Genomic DNA, 21,370 nt, shown 5'->3' with positions numbered 1-21,370 from the left:
ATCCCTGTAGTTATTTGCTGCAATAAATGGGATGTAAAATGTCTTCGTTGCATATTTTGCAAGGTACGTTTCGCTTAAGCGAGACAAAAACGCTAACGATTAACGCTCTGACGATTCGCGCCGGTGAGAGCTGGGCGTTTGTCGGCGCCAACGGTAGCGGCAAGTCGGCACTGGCCCGGGCGCTGGCCGGCGAACTGGCAGCGGAAAAAGGCACATGGCGTTCCAGCTTCCCGCGCGTCGCCCGGTTGTCGTTCGAACAGTTACAGAAACTGGTCAGCGACGAATGGAACCGCAATAACACCGATCTGCTCAGCCCGGGCGAAGATGACACCGGCCGCACCACCGCCGATATTATTCAGGAGGAGGTCAAAGACGCGGCACGCTGTCAGGAGCTGGCGATGCTGTTCGGTATTGACCATCTGCTCACCCGGCGCTTCAAATACCTGTCCACCGGCGAGACCCGCAAAACCTTGCTCTGCCAGGCGCTGATGGCGCAGCCGGACCTGCTGGTGTTCGATGAGCCTTTCGACGGTCTGGACGTCAGTTCCCGTCAGCAACTGGCCAGCCTGCTGGGGGAGTTAAACCAGCAGGGCTACACCCTGGCGCTGGTGCTGAACCGCTTTGATGAGATCCCCGACTTTGTCGACAATGCCGGCGTAGTGGCCGACTGTACCCTGACGGAAACCGGCCCGAAGTCGCAACTACTGGAAAAAGCGCTGGTCGCCCAGCTGGCGCACAGCGAAAAACTGACCGGCGCCGCGCTCCCCGAGGCGGACGATCCCACCAGTATCGCCACACTGCCGGCCGACCAGCCGCGCATTATTCTGCGCGACGGCGTGGTGAGCTATAACGACCGCCCAATCCTCCACCGGCTGAGCTGGACGGTGAATCCTGGCGAACACTGGCAGATTGTCGGCCCCAACGGCGCCGGCAAATCCACGTTGCTCAGCCTGATTACCGGCGACCATCCTCAGGGCTACAGTAACGATCTGACGCTGTTTGGCCGGCGTCGCGGCAGCGGGGAAACCATCTGGGATATCAAAAAACACATTGGTTATGTCAGCAGCAGCCTGCACCTCGACTACCGGGTCAGTACCACGGTGCGTAATGTGATTCTGTCCGGGTACTTTGATTCCATTGGTATCTACCAGGCGGTTTCCGATCGCCAGCAAAAGCTGGTTCGCGACTGGCTGAACCTGCTGGGTATGGATAACGCGATGGCGGATGCGCCGTTCCACGGCCTCTCCTGGGGGCAGCAGCGGCTGGCGCTGATCGCCCGGGCGCTGGTGAAACACCCCTCCCTGCTGATCCTCGACGAACCGCTACAGGGACTCGACCCTCTCAATCGCCAGCTGGTGCGGCGTTTTGTCGACATTCTGATCGGCGAAGGGGAAACTCAGTTGCTCTTCGTCTCCCACCACGCCGCAGACGCCCCGGATTGTATTACTCACCGCCTGACCTTTGTGCCTGACGGCGGTAGCTACCGCTACCAGACAGACATGCTGCGTTAAGCAATAAGCTCTCCCGACGACGGGAGAGCATTTTCAGATAAAATAAGAACCTCGCCGCCAGCGCTTTGTTCTACAATGTGTTTGCCGTTGCGTTGTCTTATTTATACCTTGTGTAAACGCTTTCACTAATTTGCAGCATGTCACACTTTTGACGATTCTGTTATGCTATGGTTAATTCATACCATAAGCCTAATGGAGTATAAAATGAAAGTTCTGGTCACGGGTGGTAGCGGTTACATCGGCAGCCACACCTGCGTACAGCTTTTAAAGAACGGACACCAGGTGATTATCCTCGACAACCTGTGCAACAGTAAGCGCAGCGTGATACCGGTTATCGAGCGGCTGGGCGGTGGGCAACCCCTGTTTATTGACGGCGACATTCGTGATGAAGCGCTGCTCAATGAAATTCTTCATGACCATAAGCCAGAGGCTGTCATTCATTTTGCCGGCCTGAAAGCCGTCGGCGAGTCAGTCAATAAGCCGCTGGAATACTACGACAACAATATCACCGGTACCCTGTGCCTGCTGTCCGCCATGCGCAAGGCCGGGATCACCAACTTTATTTTCAGCTCCTCCGCCACCGTGTACGGCGACCAGCCGAAAATCCCTTACGTTGAAAGCTTCCCCACCGGTACCCCCCAGAGCCCATACGGCAAAAGTAAACTGATGGTGGAACAGATCCTCGCCGATCTTCAGAAAGCCTGTCCGGAATTCAGCATTGCGCTGTTGCGTTACTTCAACCCGGTCGGCGCTCATCCGTCAGGCGACATGGGAGAAGATCCGCAGGGTATTCCCAATAACCTGATGCCCTACATCGCCCAGGTGGCGGTCGGCCGCCGCGAATCGCTGGCGGTGTTTGGAAACGATTACCCTACCGCCGACGGGACCGGCGTACGCGATTACATCCATGTTATGGACCTCGCTGACGGCCACGTTGCCGCCATGCAGCAGTTAGCCGGTAAACCCGGAGTCCACATCTACAACCTCGGCGCCGGCGTCGGCAGCAGCGTACTCGACGTGGTCAACGCGTTCAGCAAAGCCTGCGGTAAGCCGGTGGCTTACCACTTCGCCCCGCGCCGCGACGGCGATCTGCCTGCCTACTGGGCGGATGCCAGCAAAGCGGCGAAAGAACTCAACTGGCGTGTCAGCCGCTCACTGCAGGAAATGGCCGACGACACCTGGCGCTGGCAGTCACGTCACCCTCAAGGTTACCCCGATTAAGGATTTACTATGGAGCGCTTTAATCCCGTCGATCATCCGCATCGCCGCTATAACCCCCTGACGGGTCAATGGATTCTGGTCTCTCCACACCGCGCCAGGCGCCCCTGGCAAGGGGCGCAGGAAACACCGGCAAAACAGACCCTCCCCAGCCACGATTCGGACTGTTTTCTGTGTCCCGGTAATACCCGGGTGACCGGGGATAAAAATCCGCACTATGCCGGAACGTATGTCTTTACCAACGATTTCGCCGCCCTGATGACCGACACCCCGGACGCGCCGGCCAATGACGATCCGCTGCTGCGCTACCAGAGCGCCCGCGGCACCAGTCGGGTGATCTGTTTTTCGCCGGACCACAGCAAAACCCTGCCGGAGCTGTCTGTGGCGGCGCTGGAGGAGGTGGTGAAAACCTGGCAGCAGCAGACCGCGGAACTGGGTCAGCATTACCCGTGGGTACAGGTATTTGAAAATAAGGGCGCCGCCATGGGTTGCTCAAACCCTCACCCTCACGGCCAGGTCTGGGCGAACAGCTTTCTGCCCAATGAAGCAGCCCGGGAAGATCTGAATCAGCGCGACTACTACACCCGCTATGGTACGCCGATGCTGGTGGATTACGCCCGCCGCGAACAGGTGGACGGTAGCCGGACGGCGGTTGAAACCGAGCACTGGCTGGCGGTGGTCCCCTGGTGGGCGGCGTGGCCGTTTGAAACCCTGCTGTTACCGAAAGCCCACGTGCTGCGCATCACCGATCTCAGCCCGGCGCAGCGCAGCGATCTGGCGCTCGCGCTGAAAAAGCTCACCAGCCGCTATGACAATCTTTTCAACTGTTCCTTCCCGTATTCCATGGGCTGGCACGGCGCGCCGTTTAACGGTGAACAGAACGCCCACTGGCAGTTGCACGCCCATTTTTATCCGCCCCTGCTGCGTTCGGCGACGGTACGCAAATTTATGGTCGGCTATGAAATGCTGGCGGAAACCCAGCGTGATTTAACCGCCGAACAGGCAGCCGAACGGTTACGCGCCGTCAGCGATGTCCACTTCCGCGAATCCGGAGAATGATCATGAGTCTGAAAGAAAAAACCCAGGTGCTGTTTGCTGAAAAATTTGGCTACCCTGCCAGCCACACCCTTCAGGCGCCGGGACGCGTAAACCTGATCGGCGAGCACACCGACTACAACGATGGTTTCGTGCTGCCCTGCGCCATTGATTACCAGACGGTGATCAGTTGCGCGACCCGCAACGACCGCCAGGTCAGAGTGATTGCCGCGGATTACGACAACCAGGTTGATGAATTCTCGCTCGACGCGCCGATTCTCAGCCACGACAGCCAGCAGTGGTCCAACTACGTGCGCGGTGTGGTGAAACATCTGCAAAAACGCAGCCCGCAATTCGGCGGCGTCGATATGGTGATCAGCGGCGACGTTCCGCAAGGCGCCGGACTCAGCTCTTCGGCATCGCTGGAAGTAGCGGTCGGCACCGTTTTTCAGCAGCTTTATCATCTGCCGCTGGACGGCGCGCAGATTGCGCTGAACGGCCAGGAGGCGGAGAACCAGTTTGTTGGCTGTAACTGCGGCATTATGGATCAGTTGATCTCGGCGCTGGGTAAAAAAGACCACGCGCTGCTTATCGACTGCCGTTCGCTAAGCAGTAAAGCGGTGCCGATGCCCAAAGGGGTGGCGGTGGCGATCATTAACAGTAATTTTAAACGCACCCTGGTAGGCAGCGAATACAACACCCGCCGCCAGCAGTGCGAGACCGGCGCCCGCTTCTTTGAGCAACAGGCGCTGCGCGATGTCGATATCAACCAGTTCAACGCTGTCGCTAACGAACTGGATCCGGTTGTGGCGCGCCGGGTGCGTCACGTGCTGACAGAAAATGCCCGCACTCTGGAAGCCGCGGAAGCCCTGAGCAGAGGCGACCTGCAGCGCATGGGGCAGTTGATGGCCGAATCCCACGCTTCAATGCGCGATGATTTCGAAATCACAGTCCCGCAGATCGATACCCTGGTGGAAATAGTCAAAGCCGTGATTGGCGAGCGCGGCGGGGTGCGTATGACCGGCGGCGGCTTCGGCGGCTGCGTCGTGGCGCTGGTGCCGGAATCTCTGATTCCTGAGGTTCAGCAGGCGGTCTCACAACAATACCAGGCAAAAACCGGTATAAAAGAAACTTTCTACGTGTGTAAACCTTCACAAGGAGCCGGGCAGTGCTAAGAGAAACGCCCCAACTGGCGCCGGACGGGCAGCCTTATCGCATCATCACCCTGCGTAATAGCGCCGGGATGCTTATCACCATGATGGACTGGGGCGCCACCCTGATGTCCTGCCGGGTGCCAATGAAAGACGACAGCGTGCGCGAAACGCTACCGGGCTGCCCCAGTCCGGAGGTGTACCAGCAACAAAGCGCTTTTCTCGGCGCCAGCGTGGGCCGCTATGCCAACCGCATCGCCAACAGCCAGTACGTCTACAACGGCGAAACCGTTACTCTGACGCCGAGCCAGGGCGCGCATCAGTTGCACGGCGGGCCGCAGGGATTCGACAAACGGCGCTGGCGCATTGCGCTACTGAATACAGACGAAGTGATTTTTCGCCTCGACTCGCCGGACGGCGATCAGGGTTTTCCGGGCAATTGCCAGGCCACAGCCCGCTACAGCCTGACTGAAGACAATCGGGTCGCCATTGAATTCCGCGCTACCGTGGACCAACCCTGCCCGGTGAATCTGACCAGCCATGCCTATTTCAACCTTGACGGCGCCCGGAATGATATTCGCCAGCATCGCCTGCAGCTGTTTGCCGACCGCTACCTGCCGGTGGATGAGAACGGCATCCCCTGCCGCGATCTGAGCGCCGTCGCCGGCACCAGTTTCGATTTCCGGGAACCGAAACGCATCAGCCAGGATTTCCTCAGCGACGATGACCAGCGCAAAACGAAAGGCTATGACCACGCTTTTCTGCTCAATACCCGGGGCGACATTAAGCGCCCGGCGGCGCGGGTGTGGTCCAGCGATGATTTGCTGGAAATGACGGTCTACACTACCGCGCCGGCGCTGCAGTTCTATTCCGGCAACTATCTGGGCGGCACACCGGCCAGAGAACAGGGTAGCTATCAGGACTGGCAGGGGCTGGCGCTGGAAAGCGAGTTTCTTCCCGACAGCCCGAATCACCCGGAATGGCCGCAGCCTGACTGTATACTGCAACCCGGGCAGAGCTACTACAGCCTGACCGAATACCAGTTTACCCCGCGCCAGCCCGGCTAGCAGTCAGCGACAGAGGTCCGCCCGGGCCTCTGCCACTCTCCGCGCAGAGCGGTAAAAGCCATTCGCCAGCGCAGTGTCGATCACCCGCCGCGTCGTTTTCCTGCCGGATGTCGCGACCCTGCAAGAGTGCAATCGACTATTTTCCCGCCGTTATGCTGGAAATAACATCGGTCATAGACAAAAATCTAACCACAGATTCACAACTGCCTTACACTACGCGGCTATTTTCGCTATGTTAAAGGATTGTCATTGCCGCAGACCCCGGCGCGGCAATATAATGATAATCGTTATCATTCATCACAGATTCATGAAGGAGTCCTATTATGGCTGTTACTAAGCTGGTTCTGGTGCGTCACGGCGAAAGTCAGTGGAACAACGAAAACCGTTTCACTGGCTGGTACGATGTTGACCTGTCCGAGAAAGGCGTTGGCGAAGCCAAAGCCGCCGGCAAACTGCTGAAAGAGGAAGGCTACAGCTTCGATTTTGCTTATACCTCTGTGCTGAAACGTGCCATCCATACGCTGTGGAACGTGCTCGACCAGTTAGATCAGGCCTGGCTGCCGGTTGAAAAATCATGGAAACTGAACGAACGTCACTACGGCGCCCTGCAGGGTCTCAACAAAGCAGAAACCGCGGAAAAATATGGCGATGACCAGGTGAAACAGTGGCGTCGCGGTTTTGCCGTCACTCCGCCGGCCCTGACCAAAGACGATGAGCGCTACCCGGGCCACGACCCGCGCTACGCGAAACTGAGCGACAGCGAGCTGCCGGTCACCGAAAGCCTGGCGCTGACCATCGATCGCGTTGTGCCCTACTGGAACGAAACCATTCTGCCGCGCCTGAAAAGCGGTGAGCGGATTATCATCGCCGCCCACGGCAACTCCCTGCGCGCGCTGGTGAAGTACCTCGACAATATGGGCGAAGATGAGATCCTGGAACTGAATATCCCGACCGGCGTACCGCTGGTGTATGAATTCGACGAAAACTTCAAACCGCTGAAACGCTACTACCTCGGCAACGCCGACGAGATCGCCGCCAAAGCCGCCGCAGTCGCCAATCAGGGTAAAGCGAAGTAATGTATCCTGCCTGACTGGCGCTGTTATGGGCTATGTCACTACATTGAACCACGGCGTGCGCCGTGGTTTTTTCTGCTCAGAAACTTACCTGCGCATTTAGCATCCCGCTGACACCATCACTGTGGCTCCCGGCGGTCAAATAACTGACCTGGCCGCCCAGCGTGACATTACGCCAGTTGCCGCTGAGCTGAACCCCGGCCTTATAAACGTCCTTACTGTTAAACGCTGATCCCTGGTCAATACTGATGCCGTAGAGCGTTCCACGCTGCGTTACCCGGGCGTCATTAAGTAACCGTTCGTAGCCCAGCGAAATCCCCGGATTCAGTGTCCAGTTGCCGGCTTTCTGCGGCGCAATGTGAATTCCCATATCAGCGACCAGACTGGTCTGGGTGGTGTTAATTCCATCCATCACCAGCGCCAGCTCGCTGCCAGACTCTTTAAAACCGTTAATTTTCAGATGAGTCACCTGTACGCCCAGCGCCGGATCGAGGGTCAGCGACCCGGCACCGGCCAGCCAGCCGAGCGATGCGCGGCCGCTGTAGTACTGACCGTGGCTGTCGCCGCTGGCGTTGCCCAGTCCGTACCCCAGCCGGCGGTCGCTCTGGTAATCAATATACCCGGCGTTACCCTGCACTCCCGCCCATGGCCCCTGCTCAAGGCTGTAAAAGCCATAGCGCCCGCCCAGTTGCAGAGTTGTGGTATTGGTCTTCACCTTACCGCCGGCGCTACCTACTGAACCGTGGCCGTAACCGATACCGCCATTCAGCGCCAGCGTCTGGCTGAGGCGCGTTGTCGCGCCGACCATCACCCCGCTGGTGTGCTCCGAAACGGCGCTATTGCCGTCGTGCTCGTCACTGCCCAGATAGCCGCTGAGCCCCTGCAACCAGACCCGGGTCTCTCCCGCGGCGATCCCTCTGGCGCTGACCAGCGGCGCCAGCGCGTCGTTAAGCCGTGAAGGCTGGCGCAGCAAATAGCTGGCCGCATCGGCATACACCTGACCGCCGACCCGGTTAACCAGCCCGCCCAACGTGCTGCTGTCAATGGCCGACTGCAGATAGTAGTTATACGCCGTATAGTGACCGGAAAGCGGTGAATCCTGGAGCCCACTGAGCAGCGCGGCGCCGGCGGCGGCATTCCCCTCCAGACCGGCCTCTCCGGGTAAACTCAGATAGCGCACCATTCTGGCGCGCAGGACATAGATTGTCGCCTGATCGAGGCCCAGACCCTGCTTCAGGTAATTGTCCATGCTGCCATAGCTGGCGATAACCTGATCGAACCCGGCAGCCAGCCAGTTAGCCCGCACCCCCATCAGCGCGCCGTAGGTCGCGCCGAGGGCCGGCGGCAGCATAGCTACCGTCGCATTGATCCGCTCAGCGGTATAATCGTTGGTCGCCAGGTAGTTAGCCATAATGTCCTGGCGATCGACGCCGGCGATTGACTGTAGCACCGCCGTCAGCCAACCGGTACGGTCCTTACCGGCGGTACAGTGAAACAGCGCCGCGTCATCGGCCATAGACAGCTCATTGAGCACCGTCGCAAAACCCTGGCGCGAATAATCACTGGTCACAAAGCCGCGCTCACCCTGCTCCATCATGGCGTCGACATCGCTAACGGTCATTTTATTGATATCGATGACAAACGCGCCATTATTACCAATGATATCCACGGCATGGTACTGGCTGCCGGCCGGCAGCGTATCCGCCTGCGCGGCAATTTCCGATGGTGAGCGCAGATCGATGACCGTTTTAATCTTCAATGCTTCCATGGTCTGCAGATCGGACGCGCCAGGCGTCAGGACGTTCGAGCGATAAAACACCCCGGCGCGCATCACGCCGTTATTGGTCGTGCTATATGCCGTGTCGATCCCGGCAATATCACGGAAGTTATCCATACCGCTCAGCCGCGGCGTATTCAGTTGCACATCAGCCGCCACCGCCGGTGCGCACGCCAGACACACCAGCGCAGCCAGCACAGAAATCCCCTGTTTCAATTGTCATATCCTGTAATAAATAAATGGAAGACGAATTATAGGGACGGATTATTAACTTATTGTGACATAAGGATTTTCTTGTATAAGCCGAAAATAGCCTCTGACAGGAAAGACAGACAGCGCAGGAAATGGAAAGCGGAGAAATGTCTGTAAGCGAAGTACAGCACAGATAATAAAAACCCCCGCCGGAACTGGCAGGGGCTGGCGTTTAATGGCGTATCGTTCAGCCGCGGCGCGCTTTCACCGCCGCTGCCAGCTGGCGCAGCACTTTATCCGTGTCGTCCCAGCCGATGCAGGCATCGGTAACGCTTTTGCCGTAAACCAGCGGCTCGCCGCTTTCCAGACTCTGGTTACCTTCCACCAGATTGCTTTCGACCATTACGCCGACAATCGATGCCTCACCGCTGGCAACCTGACGGCAGACATCGTCCGCCACCTCCATCTGCTTTTTAAATTGCTTGCTGGAGTTGGCGTGGCTGAAGTCGATCATAATCTGCGGCGCCAGACCGGCCTTTTTCAGCCCCTCTTTTACCTGCTCAACATGGGCCGCGCTGTAGTTCGGCTCCTTGCCGCCGCGCAGGATAATGTGGCAATCGCCATTACCGGCAGTGTTAACAATCGCCGAGTGGCCCCACTTAGTGACCGACAGGAAGCAGTGGGGCGCGCTGGCGGCGTTAATCGCGTCAATCGCCACCTTAATGGTGCCATCAGTACCGTTTTTAAAACCGACCGGACAGGAAAGCCCGGACGCCAGTTCGCGGTGCACCTGAGATTCAGTAGTACGGGCGCCAATCGCCCCCCAGCTCATCAGGTCGGCCAGATACTGCGGGGTGATCATATCGAGGAATTCGCCGGCGGCCGGCAGCCCGCTATCGTTGATCTCCAGTAGCAGCTTACGGGCAATGCGCAGACCGTCATTGATCATAAAGCTGTTGTCCATGCGCGGATCATTAATCAGCCCTTTCCAGCCTACGGTAGTACGCGGTTTTTCAAAATAGACGCGCATAACAACTTCCAGCTCGCCGCTCAGTTCATCACGTAAGGCCAGCAGGCGCACCGCATACTCTTTTGCCGCCTGGGTATCGTGAATCGAACACGGGCCAATGACCACCAGCAGACGATCGTCATTACCTTTGAGGATCTGATGGATTGCCTGGCGCGCTGCCGAAACGGTCGCGGCAGCCTTTTCCGTGGCGGGAAACTTTTCCAGCAGCGCTACTGGCGGTAAAAGTTCGTTAATTGCTTTAATGCGTAAATCGTCGTTCTGATAATTCATCATTGTTTCACTGGCTCAACATTTTACTGGAATTGCAATCCCTCCAATCTATCCCGCTGCGCCTGGAGTGTAAACGTCATTTTACAGCTTTGCGGAATAATCCTGAAAACCAGAAAAAACACGCCATAAAGTCGCGAAGCACAGCCAGCAGGCTACACTTTTTAACTATTAACGCTGCCGATAGATTATTTTACGATATCTCATTCTGAATCAGGTATCCACGGTGGTGTTTCATTCCCCGCCGATTTCACGGCGGGATCATGCAAAGCACTGTTGGAGATGTATCCGACATTAACGGCCAGACAGGAGAACGATGATGAAATCACTGACCACCCTGCTTTTCGCCGCCACACTCGCGATGACCAGCGCAAGCGCCTTTGCCGCCTCCCAGGCTTCCGATAATAACGGCCAGGCCAACGCCAGCGCAGAAGCCGGCCAGCAGGCGCCGAATAACGTCGACAACGGCACGATCAATAGCGGCGGCACCATGCTGCATCCGGATGCCGACACCAGCGGCGGAACCATGCTGCACCCGGACGCCGGTAATAGCGGCGCCTCTGATATGAGCAGCAGCGAGATACACAAAAATACGCTGTGTAAAGACGGGCGCTGTCCGGACGTGAACAGTAAAACGCCAACCGGTGAGGGTCAGGACAACAACGACGCTGATACCCGGGTAGACGGTACCACGCAGTAAATCCTCTCAGGGAGCTTCTGCTCCCTCAGGCTACTGACAGAGGAGGAAAAACGTGGTTTTCCTCCTCTGTGGTTATTAGCCGAAAATCAATAGATTGATTTTGCTTATTTTTTATCGGGTGATACCGGCAAAACCGGCAATGAAATGAGGCGTGTCGTCACTCTCCGGGAGTTTTGGCCTCGTTTTAGCGGGTTCTGATTTGTTTCTACGCCCCCACAGTGTCCTTTGCGAAAATGCAGATTGCCAGTCTTGTGTTATAACAATGAATAATCTTGCATTGCGGACAGGAAACAGCTCTATGTCTCACCAACACGACAGCCCGTCAGACGGTAACGCCCGCCGCCTGCTGATTGCTTTCACCATTACAGCGCTGTTTATGGTGGCGGAAGTTCTCGGCGGCTTACTGTCCGGCTCGCTGGCGCTGCTGGCGGATGCCGGCCATATGCTGACTGACGCGGCGGCGCTGCTGGTCGCCCTGCTGGCGGTACACTTCGCCAGTCGCCCTCCCAGCAATCGCCACACGTTTGGCTGGCTGAGGCTGACCACCCTCGCCGCCTTCGTGAACGCCATCGCCCTGGTAATGATCACCATCTTTATTGTCTGGGAAGCCGTGCTGCGTTTTCGCAATCCGCAGCCCATTGCCGGCGGCCTGATGATGACCGTCGCCGTGGCGGGATTGCTCGCCAATGTCGTCTCTTTCTGGATATTGCATCGCGGCAGTGAAGAGAAAAACCTCAATGTGCGCGCGGCGGCGCTGCATGTCATGGGGGATTTGCTGGGATCAGTGGGCGCCATTGTTGCGGCGCTGGTGATTCTGGCCACCGGCTGGACGCCCATCGATCCGATCCTGTCGGTCCTGGTTTCCTGCCTGGTACTGCGCAGCGCATGGCGCCTGATGCGCGAAAGCGTCCATGAACTACTGGAGGGAGCTCCGGGGGCCATTGATATTGCGCTGCTGACCCGGGCGCTGACGCGGGAAATCCCGGAGGTGCGCAATGTACATCATGTCCATGTCTGGCTGGTGGGCGAAAAACCCCTGATGACGCTGCATGTCCAGGTGATACCTCCCCACGATCACGATGCGTTACTGGAGAGGATTCACCATTTTCTTGCCCACAATTACCAGATAGCCCACGCAACGGTGCAGATGGAGTACCAGTCGTGCTGCGGCGCGGACTGCGAACTAAAGCACGACGCGGCGGAGCATGCCCATCATCACCATTGAGCTACGAAAACGCCCGGGAACCCGACTCCCGGGCGCTGCGCATCCACATGCGGCTTCCGTTCAGGGCAATAAACAACAGAATCAGGTACTCGACCGCCATCGCATAAACCCCCTGCCGGGCGAAAATCGCCACGCTGATCATGTTCACCACCGTCCACAGCAGCCAGTTTTCCACATATTTACGGGTCATCAGGATCATCGCGACGATGGACAGCACCATCATCGAGGAGTCCCAGAACGGAAATGCGTCCGGCTCAAGCGCCGGCATGGCGACGTTAATTCCCAGCGTCTGCATGGCCGTCACGGCAACGCGGGTCAGGAAGGCAAACACCGGATCGATCCACACCGTCATCAGCGCAATGGCAATAACGCTGGCAGCCAGCCACAGGCAGGCTTTCTTCGCCGGTAGCCAGCGAATCTTCAGCGCGACCTGGCTGTCATCGTTCTGACGCGACCAGGCATACCAGCCATAAATATTGGCGGCGAAGAAAAACAGTTGCAGCAGCAGGCTGGCATACAGCTGGATCTGAAAGAAGATAATCGCGAACAGCGTCACGTTAATCAGCCCGAAGGCGTAGTTACTGATTTTTTCCAGACTGGCTAGCCAGATGCATAAGAGCCCGGCAAGGGTACCCACGGCCTCAATCCATGAGAGATCGTAACCGCCGGCGCCCAGCGGAATGTGAACCAGAATATTTTGGGTGCTCAAAAAATCCATATCAACCCCGGTGCGTATCTACGCGTTGCCTTTAACAGAAAGGCGAAGTGTAGCAGCAAATTCCAGCATGCGATGAAGCGGAATCAGCGCGCCGTTACGCAATTTTTCATCAACATGTATCTCGTGGTACTGCCCCCCCTGTTCCAGCCCCTCGCAAATCGCTTTCAGGCCGTTCATCGCCATCCACGGGCAGTGCGCGCAACTGCGGCAAGTGGCGCCCTCGCCGGCGGTGGGCGCTTCCAGCAGAACTTTATCCGGGCAGGCCTGCTGCATTTTGTAAAAAATCCCGCGATCGGTGGCGACGATCAATTGCGGATGCGGCAGTGTTTTCGCAGCGCTAATCAACTGGCTGGTTGAACCGACGGCGTCCGCCATATCAACCACCGACTGCGGCGATTCCGGATGCACCAGCACCGCGGCATCCGGGTACAGCGCCTTCATACGCTGCAAAGCCTGAGTTTTAAATTCGTCATGCACGATACAGGCACCCTGCCAGCACAGAATGTCAGCGCCGGTCTGCTTCTGTACATAGCTGCCCAGATGGCGATCCGGCGCCCAGATAATTTTCTCTCCCAGGCTATCAAGGTGCTCTATCAGTTCGACAGCAATGCTGGAGGTCACCACCCAGTCGGCGCGCGCTTTCACCGCGGCGGAAGTATTCGCATACACCACCACCGTTCTGTCCGGATGTTGATCGCAGAAAGCGCTGAACTCATCAACCGGGCATCCCAGATCGAGAGAGCACTCGGCCTGCAGCGTCGGCATCAGGATACGTTTTTCCGGGCTGAGGATTTTTGCCGTCTCGCCCATAAACCGCACCCCGGCAACCAGCAGCGTGGAAGCCGGATGGTTAGCGCCGAAACGCGCCATTTCCAGCGAATCCGCCACGCAGCCGCCGGTCTCTTCCGCCAGCGCCTGAATTTCCGGATCGGTATAGTAATGGGCAACCATAACCGCGTCCCGCGCTTTCAGCAGGCGTTTGATTTTTTCGCGGTAATGCTGCTTTTCATCCGCCCGCAGCGGTGCCGGTTTCGGCGGGAAGGGATAGGCGGTAGCCATGGGATCAAACATCATGCTCATATCGCTGTCTCGTTTTTCTGACTTAACTTACCGACCCCACTAATGGCTTTAAGCGCTATTTAAGGGGTGGTTATGTTTTATATGCTAAACAAGATAGCCGATTCCGCTCCCGATGTCGTGCGGTATTTTTGTTGGATGTGAGGGAGGCGGCAGACTGCAAATGCGTTCTGGCAGGGCTTTTTGACCATGTCGGGCTGTGCGGAATGGTTCACTTCATTCGATTTTAACCTGCCGCCGTAATATTCGTCTCATCCGGGACTCGCCCCGCGGGCTAACGCTGCGCGTTGTGCAACATTGTTTCCGACAATTTTGTCGAGTCTTTAAATATTGCAGGCAGCAAAAAGGCGCCTTGCAGGTCTCCTTTCTACCCTGGTGGGTCGTGCAGGATGACTCGCTTTGCTCGCCCTTCGGGCCGTCGCCGCCAGCGGCTCCGTTGTCTCACTTTGTTCGGCTCGAACCTGCTGCAGATTCGAATCTTTAAGTATTGTAGATAGCAAAAAGGCGCCTTTAGGGCGCCTTTTACACTGGTGGGTCGTGCAGGATGACTCGCTTACGCTCGCCCTTCGGGCCGTCGCCGCCAGCGGCTCCGTTGTCTCACTTTGTTCGACCCGAACCTGCTGCAGATTCGAATCTTTAAGTATTGTAGATAGCAAAAAGGCGCCTTTAGGGCGCCTTTTTACACTGGTGGGTCGTGCAGGATTCGAACCTGCGACCAATTGATTAAAAGTCAACTGCTCTACCGACTGAGCTAACGACCCATATGGGGTGTGCATATCCTGGCGGCTGTAGTTTTACCAACATTCTGTGGAATGGTGGGTCGTGCAGGATGACTCGCTTTCGCTCGCCCTTCGGGCTGTTGCTGACGCAACGTTATCCTTCACGATATTTCTCTGTCCAACATTCAGTAAGAATGGTGGGTCGTGCAGGATTCGAACCTGCGACCAATTGATTAAAAGTCAACTGCTCTACCGACTGAGCTAACGACCCTTATCAGGGTATTGCTGTTACAACTCTCAACATCACTTCATTCGAACGCTGTTCGTGCAGGATGACTCGCTTTCGCTCGCCCTTTGGGCCGTTGCTGACGCAACGTTATCCTTCACGATATTACTCTGTCCAACATTCAGTGAGAATGGTGGGTCGTGCAGGATTCGAACCTGCGACCAATTGATTAAAAGTCAACTGCTCTACCGACTGAGCTAACGACCCGAAGTGGTGGGTGATGACGGGATCGAACCGCCGACCCCCTCCTTGTAAGGGAGGTGCTCTCCCGGCTGAGCTAATCACCCACTTCGTACTACAAACTTCGCTGAAGAGAACTTCCACAGAAGAAAACTTCACATGACATGCTGGCTTGTGAGAGCGGCTCGACCGTCGTCTTACCCCGACACGCTGCTGACGCAACGTTATCCTCACCATGTTACTCTGTCCAACATTCTGTGCGAATGGTGGGTCGTGCAGGATTCGAACCTGCGACCAATTGATTAAAAGTCAACTGCTCTACCGACTGAGCTAACGACCCACTTTTTGCTGCCAACGTATTGTTTACTATCCCGTGGCAACGGCGGCATATATTACTGATTTAAGATTCTGACGCAACAAAAATTTCCGACCCAGGCGCTTAACTGCTTATGATTCGTGCGGCAAGACCAGAAAAACGACGACTTCTGGTCAGGCCGTCATCACTGTATTGCGCTGAGGCGTTTTTGCGCCTGTTTAGCGCCATCGGTGCCCGGATATTTGGCCACTACCTGCTGGTAAACAGCCTTCGCTTTAGCGCTGTCACCCTTATCCTGCATAATCACGCCGACTTTAAACATCGCGTCGGACGCCTTTGGCGACTTCGGGTAATTTTTCACCACCGAGGCGAAATAATAGGCTGCGTCGTCCTTTTTCCCCTTATTGTAGTTCAGTTGCCCAAGCCAGTAATTGGCGTTCGGCTGATAAGTGGAATCGGGATATTTTTTGACAAAATTTTGAAACGCCGCAATAGCTTCATCCTGGCGGGCAGCATCCTTCGCCAGCGCGAAAGCGGCATTGTAGTCAGTATTGGCATCGCCGCTTTGTACTGGCGCAGCGGGCGCCGCGCTGGCACCGCTATCCGCCGCCCCGGCGGCTGGCTGACCGGTGGCCGCCCCCTGCGAAGGCTGCGCGCTGCCGCCACTCAGACTGTCGATCTGCAGCAAAATCTGTTTCTGCTGCTCGACTATCTGATTAAGCTGATATTGATTTTCCTGAATTTGCCCACGCAGGGAGTCAATATCCGCCTGATTATCGGAGAGCTGTTGCTGAAGTTGGGTTAAAAGCTGGCTGTGCGCATTGGAAATACGCTCAAGTTGAGTGACGCGGTCTTCGACCGAGCCTGAGCCGACACTACTGATTGGCGCCTGGGCATTAGCGGCCCAGGGGGCCGCTACGCCAACCAGTAACGACAGACTCAACAAATGAGATCTGAAGTTACTGATCATGCGATTCTCTTAGTAAACCAGTACGGCGCGACGGTTTTTAGCGTAAGCCGCTTCGTCGTGGCCCAGTACTGCAGGTTTCTCTTTACCGTAAGATACGATAGAAATCTGATCGGCGCCGACGCCTCTGCCCTGCAGGTACATTTTCACCGCGTTAGCGCGGCGTTCGCCCAGGGCGATGTTGTACTCAGGCGTACCACGTTCGTCCGCATGACCTTCTACGGTCACTTTGTAAGACGGGTTGCTGCGCAGGAAGTTTGCGTGAGCGTCCAGCATCGCGGCAAATTCAGACTGGATGTCATATTTGTCCAGGCCGAAGTAAACGATGTTGTTCTGCTGGAGCTGCTGCATCTGCAGACGCGCCTGCTCTTCAGAAGACATGTTGCCATTACCGTTAGCATCCATACCAGTGCCGGCGCCCAGCATACCTTCGCCGCTCTGGTCATTGTTGGCGCTTTTGTTGGAACTACATGCGGCGATCGCCATAACAGGCAGTGCCAGCATCAGCCCTTTCAGCACTTTGTTCAGTTGCATTTCTTTGATCCTTTAATAATCAATATTTATTATCACAGATACGGCGACCAGGCAGGGAATTTAACCTGTCCATCAGTTGCCGGAAGACGCGCTTTGAAACGCCCATCCGTGGAAACCAGATTCAGCACGGATCCCATGCCCTGAGAAGAGCTGTAGATAACCATCGTGCCATTTGGTGCCAGACTCGGCGTTTCATCCAGGAACGTTGACGTCAGAACTTGTACGCCACCCGCTTCCAGATCCTGCCTGGCAATGTGCTGAGAACCGCCCGCGGTGCTCACCATCACCATAAACTTACCATCGGTGCTCACATCAGCGTCCTGGTTCTGCGAACCTTCCCAGGTAATACGCTGCGGCGCGCCGCCGTTGACATTCACTTTATACACCTGCGGACGACCGGCCTGGTCGGAAGTAAAGGCCAGATTCTGGCTGTCCGGGAACCAGCTTGGTTCGGTGTTGTTGCTGCGGCCATTGGTCACCTGGCGAATCTGGCCGGAGCCCAGATCCATTACATACAGGTTCAGGCTGCCGGTTTTCGACAGTGCGAAAGCCAGTTTGCTACCGTCCGGCGAGAACGCCGGGGCGCCGTTGTGCTGCGGGAACGAAGCAATCTGACGCACTGCGCCGTTCGCCAGTGTCTGCACTACCAGCGCCGAACGACCGCTTTCGAAGGTCACGTAGGCCAGTTTGCTGCCGTCCGGCGACCAGGCCGGCGACATCAGCGGCTGAGATGAGCGGTGCACCACAAACTGGTTGTAGCCATCATAGTCGGACACGCGCAGTTCGTAAGGGAACTGGCCGCCATTGGTTTGCACAATATAAGCGATACGGGTACGGAATGCGCCTTTAATACCGGTCAGTTTTTCAAAAACTTCATCGCTGGCGGTATGCGCGGCGTAGCGTAGCCACTGTTTGTTCACTTTAAAGGAGTTCTGGGACAGCACAGTACCCGGCGCGCCGCCGGTATCCACCAACTGGTAAGAGACGGTGTAACTGCCGTCGGCGTTCGGCGCTACCTGGCCGACCACCACTGCGTCAATGCCCAGCGCGGACCACGCGGCAGGCTGGACTTCTTGTGCCGATCCCGGCTGCTCCGGCAGGCGCGAGCGATCGAGGGGATTGAATTTACCGCTGTTGCGTAAATCCGCCGCGACAATACCGCCAACATCTTCCGGCGCGGCGCCCGGGCCGCCCCACTTAAACGGCGCAACGCCGATTGGACGCGCCGAATCCACCCCCTGGGTGATCTCAATGCGCACTTCCGCGTGCAGGACTGCTGCCCACAGCATCAGAAAACTTAATGCGACTCGTAATGCCTGCTTCATCATATCTCCCTTATCCGGGCGAAACGCCCACGATAATTTAGCAGAATGTTAACAAACTGAAATATCCAAAACTACATCTCGCCCGGGAATCTTTACCTGACCCGGCTTACCCCAACGTGGTGAGGTAAACCCGATTAGGGTTTAAAGTCCAGCGGCGCATTCTTAAAGGTTTCATAAATCGCCTGAGAAGGCGGTTTCGGAAACTTCGACATCCGACTGGTAGCCGACTGCATTTGTTGACAAAACGCCGGATCACCACCCTCAACCTTAACATTTAACAAAGTTCCGTCCTGAGCTATGTTAACGCGTATCGTGCACGTCTTGCCTTTATAGGTATCCCAGTCGTAAAGATGCCCTCTAATCGCTGCCTGTACCTGACCGATATAGGAGGCAATCTCAGCCTGAGAAGCTCCCCCCTGACCTGGTTTAGTCCCTTTTGTGGGGGATGAGCCCCCGGCAGAGCCGCTATTCGAACCTTTCGGCGCATTTTTACCAGAACTCAGATCGCCCAACAAATCGTCGACGCCGCTGGCCTGTTTCTCAGCGGCAGCTTTCGCAGCAGCCGCTTTTTTCGCTGCCGCAGCCTTCGCCGCAGCGGCCTTTTCCGCCGCGGCTTTTTCGGCGGCGGCTTTCTCAGCAGCAGCGGCTTTGGCGGCGGCGGCCTTCTCGGCAGCGGCTTTTTCAGCGGCCGCTTTTTCTGCAGCAGCTTTCTTCTCGGCCTCCTGCTGCGCCTTTTTCGCCGCCTCTTCCTGGGCTTTCTTATCGGCCGCGGCCTTCGCGGCCGCTTCCTGGGCTTTCTTATCGGCGGCCGCCTTCGCGGCCTCTTCCTGAGCTTTCTTTTGTGCGGCCGCTTTCGCCGCCGCTTCCTGAGCCTGTTTCTCCGCCGCGGCTTTCGCTGCCAGTTCAGCCTGAGCCTGTTTCTGGGCTTCCAGCTTCGCTTTCGCGTCCGCCAGCGCTTTCGCCGCTTCTTCAGCCTGCTTCTGCTGCTCCTGGGCCTGTTTCGCTGCGGCTTCCGCCTGCTTACGCGCCTCTTCCTGCGCCTGCAAACGCTCTTTCTCCAGTTGCTTCAGTCGCGCCTGCTCAGCGGCCTGCTTCTGCTGTAGCTCTTCCGCCTGCTGCTGCGCCTGCTTTTCGCGCTGCTCCGCAGCCCGCTGCGCGCTGGCCTGCTGCTGCTGTTGACGATTGTACTGCTGAACCACGGCGCCGGGATCGACCATCACCGCGTCAATGGAGGAACCTCCCCCACCGCCCGCGCTGGTGTCGATATGCTCGTCAAACGAACTCCAGATCAACACCGCGATCAGCACTATATGCAGCGCCACGGAGATGATTATCGCGCGTTTCAGCTTGTCGTTTTGTTCGGTTGCCTTTGACACTCTCGGTTCCCAAAAACAGTGACCCAAAACCCGTCGTCAGATGGGCTGCGTCATCAAACCTACAGATTTGACGCCGGCCTGGTGCAACAGATTCAACGCCTTAATAATTTCATCGTAAGGGACTTCTTTAGCGCCGCCGATCAGGAACACCGCTTTCGGATTCGCCTGTAGCCGCCGCTGCGCTTCGGCAATCACTTGCTCCGGCGGCAACTGGTCAAGGCGATCCTTTTCAACCACTACGCTGTACTGCCCGACGCCGGACACTTCGATAATCACCGGCGGCTCGTCATTAGTGCTGACCGTTTTGGATTCTGTGGCGTCCGGCAGATCGACCTCCACGCTCTGGGTGATGATCGGCGCCGTCGCCATAAAGATCAGCAACAGCACCAGCAGCACGTCCAGCAGCGGAACGATATTAATTTCGGACTTCAGATCGCGGCGCCCACGACCACGTGTTCTGGCCATCGCTTACCCCTTGTTGCTCTCGCTGGAGCTGAACGCCTGGCGGTGCAGGATTGCCGTAAACTCTTCCATAAAGTTGTCGTAGTTAAGTTCCAGTTTATTGACCCGCTGGTTGAGGCGGTTATAGGCCATCACCGCGGGGATAGCGGCAAACAGACCAATCGCCGTGGCGATCAGCGCTTCAGCGATACCCGGCGCCACCATTTGTAGGGTGGCCTGTTTTACCGCGCCCAGCGCGATAAACGCGTGCATAATCCCCCAGACGGTGCCAAACAGACCAATATACGGGCTGATGGAACCCACGGTGCCCAGAAAAGGAATATGCGTTTCCAGCGTTTCCAGCTCGCGGTTCATAGAAATGCGCATTGCCCGGGAAGCCCCTTCAACAATGGCCTCCGGCGCGTGGCTATTCGCTTTGTGCAGGCGGACGAACTCTTTAAACCCGGAATAAAAAATTTGCTCTGACCCGACCAGACTATCCCGGCGCCCCTGGCTTTCCTGATACAGGCGAGATAACTCGATCCCCGACCAGAATTTATCTTCAAACGCTTCCGCCTCGCGAGTTGCCGCATTCAGAATACGCGTCCGCTGGATGATAATGGCCCAGGAGGCAATAGAAAAACCAATCAAAATCAACATGATGAATTTGACCAGAAGGCTTGCCTTCAGGAACAAATCAAGGATATTCATGTCAGTCACTGCTTGAACTCCGCGACAATAGACGTAGGAAGCGAACGAGGCTTCATGAGATGAGGATCAACGCAAACCACCAGAACTTCGGCCTGATTAAGAAGTTGGTTTTCAGCATTGACGATTCGCTGCGTGAACACCATGGAGGCGCCGCGCATTGATGTAATTTCGGTCTGGATTTCGAGCATATCGTCAAGCCTTGCCGGCGCGATGTACTCAAGCGTTAATTTACGGACAACAAAAGCGACCCGCTCCGCCATCAGCGCCTGCTGGCTAAAGTGGTGCTGACGTAGCATCTCTGTGCGAGCTCGTTCATAAAATGCGACGTAACTGGCGTGATAAACCACGCCGCCGGCGTCAGTGTCTTCGTAATAGACGCGAACCGGCCATCTGAACAGCATTGTACTCACTCTACATTCCGGTAATGCAATTAAACCTTGCTACTATACGCAAGCTGAAGGGAGTTTGAAATGG

General features: G+C 56.7%; 19 protein-coding genes, 5 tRNA genes and 2 other RNA genes. 8 read left to right on the top strand and 18 right to left on the bottom strand.

Features of this window, described 5'->3' with window-relative positions:
• Positions 1–38: 38 nt before the first annotated feature.
• The 6 genes from modF to gpmA all read left to right on the top strand — a co-directional run bounded on the left by modF (position 39) and on the right by gpmA (position 7,058).
• Positions 39–1,511, top strand: a complete 1,473-nt coding sequence (gene modF, locus AQ981_RS20500; RefSeq protein ID WP_058913613.1) for a molybdate ABC transporter ATP-binding protein ModF — start codon at positions 39–41, stop codon at positions 1,509–1,511.
• A 204-nt stretch (positions 1,512–1,715) separates the two neighbouring features.
• The gene (gene galE, locus AQ981_RS20495; RefSeq protein ID WP_058913612.1) at positions 1,716–2,732 is read left to right on the top strand and encodes a UDP-glucose 4-epimerase GalE; all 1,017 of its coding nucleotides are present in this window, start codon (positions 1,716–1,718) and stop codon (positions 2,730–2,732) included.
• Positions 2,733–2,741: 9 nt separating this feature from the next.
• On the top strand, positions 2,742–3,788 hold the full coding sequence (gene galT / locus AQ981_RS20490) for a galactose-1-phosphate uridylyltransferase (RefSeq protein WP_058913611.1): 1,047 nt from the start codon (positions 2,742–2,744) through the stop codon (positions 3,786–3,788).
• 2 nt (positions 3,789–3,790) lie between these two features.
• Positions 3,791–4,939, top strand: coding sequence for a galactokinase (galK, locus tag AQ981_RS20485; protein WP_058913610.1), 1,149 nt, complete (start codon positions 3,791–3,793; stop codon positions 4,937–4,939).
• A complete protein-coding gene (gene galM, locus AQ981_RS20480; RefSeq protein WP_058913609.1) occupies positions 4,933–5,982 on the top strand; it encodes a galactose-1-epimerase in 1,050 nt (349 codons plus the stop codon). The genes galK and galM overlap by 7 nt, the downstream gene beginning before the upstream one ends.
• A gap of 323 nt (positions 5,983–6,305) precedes the next feature.
• Entirely contained in the window at positions 6,306–7,058 is a 753-nt protein-coding gene (gene gpmA, locus AQ981_RS20475) for a 2,3-diphosphoglycerate-dependent phosphoglycerate mutase (RefSeq protein WP_058913608.1), read from the top strand.
• A gap of 76 nt (positions 7,059–7,134) precedes the next feature.
• Here gpmA and AQ981_RS20470 read toward each other — a convergent pair whose 3' ends face one another.
• The gene (locus AQ981_RS20470; protein WP_058913607.1) at positions 7,135–9,048 is read right to left on the bottom strand and encodes a tyrosine-protein phosphatase; all 1,914 of its coding nucleotides are present in this window, start codon (positions 9,046–9,048) and stop codon (positions 7,135–7,137) included.
• A 223-nt stretch (positions 9,049–9,271) separates the two neighbouring features.
• Entirely contained in the window at positions 9,272–10,324 is a 1,053-nt protein-coding gene (gene aroG, locus AQ981_RS20465; RefSeq protein ID WP_058913606.1) for a 3-deoxy-7-phosphoheptulonate synthase AroG, read from the bottom strand.
• A 316-nt stretch (positions 10,325–10,640) separates the two neighbouring features.
• Here aroG and AQ981_RS20460 point away from each other — a divergent pair, with 316 nt between their 5' ends.
• Positions 10,641–11,021: a protein YbgS gene (locus AQ981_RS20460; protein WP_058913605.1), complete on the top strand. Its 381-nt coding sequence runs from the start codon at positions 10,641–10,643 to the stop codon at positions 11,019–11,021.
• 298 nt (positions 11,022–11,319) lie between these two features.
• A complete protein-coding gene (zitB, locus tag AQ981_RS20455; RefSeq protein WP_058913604.1) occupies positions 11,320–12,246 on the top strand; it encodes a CDF family zinc transporter ZitB in 927 nt (308 codons plus the stop codon).
• A gap of 1 nt (position 12,247) precedes the next feature.
• On the opposite strand, the gene pnuC is transcribed toward zitB, so the two are convergent.
• The 16 genes from pnuC to ybgC all read right to left on the bottom strand — a co-directional run bounded on the left by pnuC (position 12,248) and on the right by ybgC (position 21,306).
• Entirely contained in the window at positions 12,248–12,964 is a 717-nt protein-coding gene (gene pnuC / locus AQ981_RS20450; protein WP_058913603.1) for a nicotinamide riboside transporter PnuC, read from the bottom strand.
• Positions 12,965–12,982: 18 nt separating this feature from the next.
• Complete coding sequence (nadA, locus tag AQ981_RS20445; protein ID WP_058913602.1) at positions 12,983–14,044, bottom strand: quinolinate synthase NadA; 1,062 nt, start codon at positions 14,042–14,044, stop codon at positions 12,983–12,985.
• A 370-nt stretch (positions 14,045–14,414) separates the two neighbouring features.
• A non-coding RNA gene (locus tag AQ981_RS26350) (RtT sRNA) lies at positions 14,415–14,539 on the bottom strand.
• Positions 14,540–14,569: 30 nt separating this feature from the next.
• Positions 14,570–14,695: non-coding RNA, RtT sRNA (locus AQ981_RS26345), on the bottom strand.
• A 31-nt stretch (positions 14,696–14,726) separates the two neighbouring features.
• Positions 14,727–14,802, bottom strand: a tRNA-Lys gene (locus AQ981_RS20440).
• Between the two features lie 153 nt (positions 14,803–14,955).
• Positions 14,956–15,031: transfer RNA gene (locus AQ981_RS20435), tRNA-Lys, on the bottom strand.
• 146 nt (positions 15,032–15,177) lie between these two features.
• A tRNA-Lys gene (locus tag AQ981_RS20430) sits at positions 15,178–15,253 on the bottom strand.
• A gap of 4 nt (positions 15,254–15,257) precedes the next feature.
• Positions 15,258–15,333: transfer RNA gene (locus AQ981_RS20425), tRNA-Val, on the bottom strand.
• 157 nt (positions 15,334–15,490) lie between these two features.
• Positions 15,491–15,566: transfer RNA gene (locus AQ981_RS20420), tRNA-Lys, on the bottom strand.
• 160 nt (positions 15,567–15,726) lie between these two features.
• Complete coding sequence (cpoB, locus tag AQ981_RS20415; protein WP_058913601.1) at positions 15,727–16,512, bottom strand: cell division protein CpoB; 786 nt, start codon at positions 16,510–16,512, stop codon at positions 15,727–15,729.
• A 9-nt stretch (positions 16,513–16,521) separates the two neighbouring features.
• Complete coding sequence (gene pal / locus AQ981_RS20410; RefSeq protein ID WP_058913600.1) at positions 16,522–17,043, bottom strand: peptidoglycan-associated lipoprotein Pal; 522 nt, start codon at positions 17,041–17,043, stop codon at positions 16,522–16,524.
• Between the two features lie 32 nt (positions 17,044–17,075).
• Positions 17,076–18,368, bottom strand: coding sequence for a Tol-Pal system beta propeller repeat protein TolB (tolB, locus tag AQ981_RS20405; protein ID WP_058913599.1), 1,293 nt, complete (start codon positions 18,366–18,368; stop codon positions 17,076–17,078).
• Positions 18,369–18,502: 134 nt separating this feature from the next.
• Positions 18,503–19,744 (bottom strand): cell envelope integrity protein TolA, encoded by a 1,242-nt coding sequence (gene tolA, locus AQ981_RS20400; RefSeq protein WP_058913598.1) that lies wholly within the window; start codon positions 19,742–19,744, stop codon positions 18,503–18,505.
• 36 nt (positions 19,745–19,780) lie between these two features.
• Positions 19,781–20,209: a colicin uptake protein TolR gene (gene tolR / locus AQ981_RS20395; RefSeq protein ID WP_058913597.1), complete on the bottom strand. Its 429-nt coding sequence runs from the start codon at positions 20,207–20,209 to the stop codon at positions 19,781–19,783.
• Positions 20,210–20,212: 3 nt separating this feature from the next.
• Positions 20,213–20,905: a Tol-Pal system protein TolQ gene (tolQ, locus tag AQ981_RS20390; protein ID WP_121500700.1), complete on the bottom strand. Its 693-nt coding sequence runs from the start codon at positions 20,903–20,905 to the stop codon at positions 20,213–20,215.
• On the bottom strand, positions 20,902–21,306 hold the full coding sequence (ybgC, locus tag AQ981_RS20385; RefSeq protein ID WP_058913595.1) for a tol-pal system-associated acyl-CoA thioesterase: 405 nt from the start codon (positions 21,304–21,306) through the stop codon (positions 20,902–20,904). Before ybgC ends, tolQ begins: the two co-directional genes overlap by 4 nt.
• Positions 21,307–21,370: the final 64 nt, after the last annotated feature.

Origin of the sequence: Entomohabitans teleogrylli, assembly GCF_001484765.1 — a bacterium.
Classification (GTDB): domain Bacteria; phylum Pseudomonadota; class Gammaproteobacteria; order Enterobacterales; family Enterobacteriaceae; genus Entomohabitans; species Entomohabitans teleogrylli.
Note: the sequence above shows the minus strand (reverse complement) of the source record. Positions and strands in the feature narration are given on the sequence as shown.